The sequence below is a fragment of the Thiobacillus denitrificans genome (assembly GCF_001530125.1).
In the GTDB taxonomy this organism is placed as follows: Bacteria; Pseudomonadota; Gammaproteobacteria; order Burkholderiales; family Thiobacillaceae; genus Thiobacillus; species Thiobacillus denitrificans_C.
This window is the reverse complement of sequence record NZ_LDUG01000055.1, coordinates 1-4,337: the sequence shown is the minus strand read 5'-3', so window position 1 is coordinate 4,337 and position 4,337 is coordinate 1. Positions and strand designations below refer to the sequence as shown.

6 protein-coding genes are annotated in these 4,337 nt (G+C 57.9%); all 6 read left to right on the top strand.

From position 1 onward, the window contains the following. Window positions 1-735: F0F1 ATP synthase subunit A (atpB, locus tag ABW22_RS15675; protein WP_059759039.1), on the top strand; the 735-nt coding region annotated here is incomplete at its 5' end. Between the two features lie 46 nt (window positions 736-781). Next, window positions 782-1,027: a F0F1 ATP synthase subunit C gene (gene atpE, locus ABW22_RS15670; RefSeq protein WP_059759036.1), complete on the top strand. Its 246-nt coding sequence runs from the start codon at window positions 782-784 to the stop codon at window positions 1,025-1,027. A gap of 39 nt (window positions 1,028-1,066) precedes the next feature. Continuing rightward, the gene (locus tag ABW22_RS15665) at window positions 1,067-1,537 is read left to right on the top strand and encodes a F0F1 ATP synthase subunit B (protein WP_059759033.1); all 471 of its coding nucleotides are present in this window, start codon (window positions 1,067-1,069) and stop codon (window positions 1,535-1,537) included. Window positions 1,538-1,556: 19 nt separating this feature from the next. Continuing rightward, entirely contained in the window at window positions 1,557-2,087 is a 531-nt protein-coding gene (locus ABW22_RS15660) for a F0F1 ATP synthase subunit delta (protein WP_059759030.1), read from the top strand. Between the two features lie 61 nt (window positions 2,088-2,148). Then, on the top strand, window positions 2,149-3,702 hold the full coding sequence (gene atpA, locus ABW22_RS15655; protein WP_059759027.1) for a F0F1 ATP synthase subunit alpha: 1,554 nt from the start codon (window positions 2,149-2,151) through the stop codon (window positions 3,700-3,702). A gap of 56 nt (window positions 3,703-3,758) precedes the next feature. After that, window positions 3,759-4,337: ATP synthase F1 subunit gamma (gene atpG / locus ABW22_RS15650; RefSeq protein ID WP_059759024.1), on the top strand; the 579-nt coding region annotated here is incomplete at its 3' end.

Genomic DNA, 4,337 nt, shown 5'->3' with positions numbered 1-4,337 from the left:
GTCGTGCTGGGCGTGATTGGATCCTTCTTTCTTTGGCGTGCTGCGCGCAAGGCAACATCCGGTGTGCCGGGTCGCTTCCAGGCCGCGGTCGAAATTTTGGCTGAAATGGTTGAAAACCAGGCCAAAGGCGTTGTCCACAATGCCAAGAGCCGCAAGCTGGTATCGCCATTGGCGCTTTCCGTGTTCGTCTGGATTTTTCTGATGAATGCCATGGATATGCTGCCCGTGGATGCGATCCCTGCGCTGTGGCATGGCGCCGGTCCCGCGCTGGGCTTCAAGGATTACATGCGGGTGGTGCCGACGGCGGACCTGTCCACCACGTTGGGTCTTTCTTTCAGCGTGCTGATTGTTTGCCTGGTCTACAACATCAAAATCAAGGGCATCGGCGGCTGGGCGCACGAACTCGTGGCTGCGCCTTTCGGCGACAAATGGTTTCTGTATCCGGTCAATTTCCTGATGCAGATGATTGAATTTACCGCCAAGACCGTCTCGCACGGCATGCGGTTGTTCGGCAACATGTTTGCCGGTGAATTGGTTTTCATGCTGATCGCCCTGATGGGCGGCGTATGGGCCTGGCAGTTCAACCCCCTCACCGGTGGTTTCTGGCTAGGATTCGGGCATGTTGTCGCCGGAACCGTGTGGAGTATTTTCCACATCCTGGTGATCACGCTGCAAGCCTTCATCTTCATGATGTTGACGTTGATTTACGTGGGGCAGGCCCACGATTCACACTAATCTTTCTTTTTTTCTTCGCTTCTCTTCTCACTTTTAAGGATAAATCATGGAAAACGTTCTCGGCTTCGTCGCGCTGGCTTGTGGTCTGATCGTCGGTCTCGGCGCTATTGGTGCCTCTATCGGTATCGCCCTGATGGGTGGCAAGTTCCTCGAAGCTTCGGCTCGTCAGCCCGAGCTCATGAATGAACTGCAGACCAAAATGTTCATTTTGGCCGGTTTGATTGACGCTGCTTTCCTGATCGGTGTGGCCATTGCCCTGCTGTTCGCTTTTGCCAACCCCTTCGTCCTGTAATTCCCCGGCACCCCTGTCACGTTGGATAAGGAATAAGCCGTGAACATTAACGCAACCCTGTTCCTGCAGGCTGTCGTTTTTGCGATCCTGGTGTGGTTCACGATGAAGTTCGTGTGGCCCCCGATCACAAAAGCGCTGGACGAGCGGGCACAGAAAATCGCCGACGGCCTCGCCGCTGCCGACAAAGCCAAGAGCGAACTCGCCACTGCCAACAAGCGTGTCGAGGCCGAACTGTCTACGTCGCGCAACGATACCGCCGTACGCCTGGCCGACGCCGAGCGTCGTGGTCAGGTCATCGTGGAAGAGGCCAAAGCCAAAGCCGCGGAAGAAGCCAGCAAGATCATTGCTGCAGCGCAGGTTGAAGCAGGTCAACAAACGGTCAAGGCCCGCGAGGCCCTGCGTGAGCAGGTCGCTTTGCTGGCTGTCAAGGGCGCCGAGCAGATTCTCCGCAAGGAAGTCAATGCCGGTGTTCATGCTGACCTGCTGGCCCGTCTGAAAACCGAGCTGTAAGCGCACGCTAGAGAAAACTATGGCCGAACTTGCAACCATTGCCCGCCCTTACGCGGAAGCGCTGTTCAAGGCGCAGGGCTCCGATCTCGCTGCTACCGCAGTCTGGCTTGATGAGCTGGCTGCTGTCGCAGAAAACCCGCAGTTGCGCCAACTCGCCGAGAATCCAAAGGTCGAGACGGCTCAGGTGTTTGACGTGATGACCGGTGTGGTGCAAGCCAGCTTGCCGGATGCCGCGAAGAATTTCTTGCGGCTCGTGATTGAAAATGCCCGCTTGCCTGCACTGCCCGAGATCGCCAACCAGTTTCGTTCGCTCAAGAACGCGGCGAGCGGCTCCAGCGATGCAGTTGTCTACAGTGCTTTTGCGCTGGATGCGCAGGCGCTTGCCGATGTTGCCGCCACGCTGGAAAAGCGTTTTGGGCGCAAGCTCAGCGTCAAGGTCGAGCTCGATCAGTCGCTGATTGGCGGGATTCGCGCGGTCGTGGGTGACGAGGTGCTGGACACCTCGGTGAAAGCCCGTTTAGAGCAAATGAAAGTGGCGCTGATTTCTTGAACTGGCGCTCCTGCGCAGTCCCCAGGTTTTTAGCCAACAACATAGAAAGAAGGAAAGAGTCATGCAACTCAATCCCGCAGAAATTTCTGAATTGATCAAGAGCCGTATCGAAGGCTTGACCGTCAGTGCCGACATCCGTAACCAGGGCACCGTTGTCTCGGTAGCCGACGGTATTGTCCGCATCCACGGCCTGTCCGATGTGATGCAGGGCGAAATGCTGGAATTTCCGGCAACCGCTGACGGCACGCCGACCTACGGCCTGGCACTGAACCTTGAGCGCGACTCGGTCGGCTCGGTGATTCTGGGCGAGTACGAACACATCGCTGAGGGCGACACCGTCAAGTGCACGGGCCGCATTCTGGAAGTCCCCGTCGGCCCCGAGCTGCTGGGTCGCGTGGTTAATGCCCTGGGCCAGCCGATCGACGGCAAAGGTCCCGTCAACGCCAAGTTGACCGACGTGATTGAAAAGGTGGCACCGGGTGTGATCGCCCGTAAATCGGTCGACCAGCCCCTGCAGACCGGCCTGAAGTCCATCGACTCCATGGTGCCTGTTGGCCGCGGCCAGCGCGAGCTGATCATTGGTGACCGCCAGACCGGCAAGACCGCTGTCGCGATCGACGCCATCATCAACCAAAAGGGCACCGGCGTTTCATGCGTCTATGTCGCGATTGGCCAGAAGGCGTCTTCGATCAAGAACGTGGTGCGCTCGCTGGAGCAAGCCGGCGCCATGGAATACACCATTGTGGTGGCAGCCTCGGCTTCCGAGTCGGCCGCCATGCAGTATGTGAGCGCCTACTCCGGTTGCACCATGGGCGAGTATTTCCGCGATCGCGGTCAAGACGCGCTGATCGTGTATGACGATCTGTCCAAGCAGGCCGTGGCTTACCGTCAGGTATCGCTGTTGCTGCGTCGTCCACCAGGCCGCGAAGCCTACCCTGGCGACGTGTTCTATCTTCACAGCCGTTTGCTTGAGCGTGCAGCACGCGTCAACGAGAAGTATGTTGAAGACTTCACCAAAGGCGCCGTGAAAGGCAAGACCGGTTCCTTGACCGCGCTGCCTATCATTGAAACGCAAGCGGGCGACGTGTCCGCCTTCGTGCCGACCAACGTGATTTCGATCACCGATGGCCAGATTTTCCTGGAAACCAGCTTGTTCAACGCCGGTATCCGTCCTGCGATCAACGCCGGTATCTCGGTGTCGCGCGTCGGTGGTGCAGCCCAAACCAAGCTGATCAAGAATCTGTCCGGCGGCATCCGTACCGACTTGGCCCAGTACCGTGAACTGGCTGCATTCGCGCAGTTCGCTTCCGACCTGGACGAAGCCACCCGCAAGCAGCTGGACCGCGGTGCCCGCGTGACCGAGTTGCTCAAGCAGGCGCAATACTCGCCCTTGTCCATCTCCAACATGGGTGCCACGCTGTTCGCAGTGAACAAAGGCTTCATGGACGATGTGGAAGTCAAGAAAGTGTTGGCTTTTGAGCACGGCTTGCATGCCTGGCTCAAGGACAAGCATGCTCCCTTGATGGCCAAGCTCGAAGCCAACAAAGCCATGGACAAGGACGCTGAAGCGGAACTGACCACGGCTGTGGCGGCGTTCAAGAAGTCGTTTGCCTGAGCTTGCCTGACTTCACAAAGTCAAGGCAAGCTTTCTAGAAACCATTAGGAATCCACATGGCAGCAGGCAAGGAAATACGCGGCAAGATCAAATCGGTGGAAAACACCCGGAAGATCACCAAAGCCATGGAAATGGTGGCGGCCTCCAAAATGCGCAAGGCGCAGGAACGGATGCGCGCTGCCCGTCCTTACAGCGACAAGATTCGCAACATCACGGCCAACCTGAGTCAGGCCAATCCCGAGTACACCCACGTGTTCATGGAGTCCAACGACGCCAAGACGACCGGGTTTATTGTGGTGACCACGGACAAAGGTCTGTGCGGAGGTCTGAACACCAACGTACTTCGCGCCGTGACCGCCAAGCTCAAGGACCTGCAGGCGGCAGGGCTTGACGCGCAGGCCGTGGCCATTGGCAACAAGGGCCTGGGTTTCCTGAATCGTGTGGGTGTCAAGGTGGTGTCCCACGTCACACAGCTCGGTGACAAGCCGCACCTGGAAAAGTTGATTGGCCCTGTCAAGGTGCTGCTCGACGCGTACAGCGAAGGCAAGGTCAAGGCGGTTTACCTGTGCTACACCAAGTTCATCAATACGATGAAGCAGGAATCGGTGATCGAGCAGTTGCTGCCGTTGACGGCG

Excerpts from the sequence above, each read along its gene's own strand:
- atpE (WP_059759036.1), top strand. The coding sequence starts at position 782 with ATGGAAAACGTTCTCGGCTTCGTCGCGCTGGCTTGTGGTCTGATCGTC.
- atpA (WP_059759027.1), top strand. The coding sequence starts at position 2,149 with ATGCAACTCAATCCCGCAGAAATTTCTGAATTGATCAAGAGCCGTATC.
- ABW22_RS15660 (WP_059759030.1), top strand. The coding sequence starts at position 1,557 with ATGGCCGAACTTGCAACCATTGCCCGCCCTTACGCGGAAGCGCTGTTC.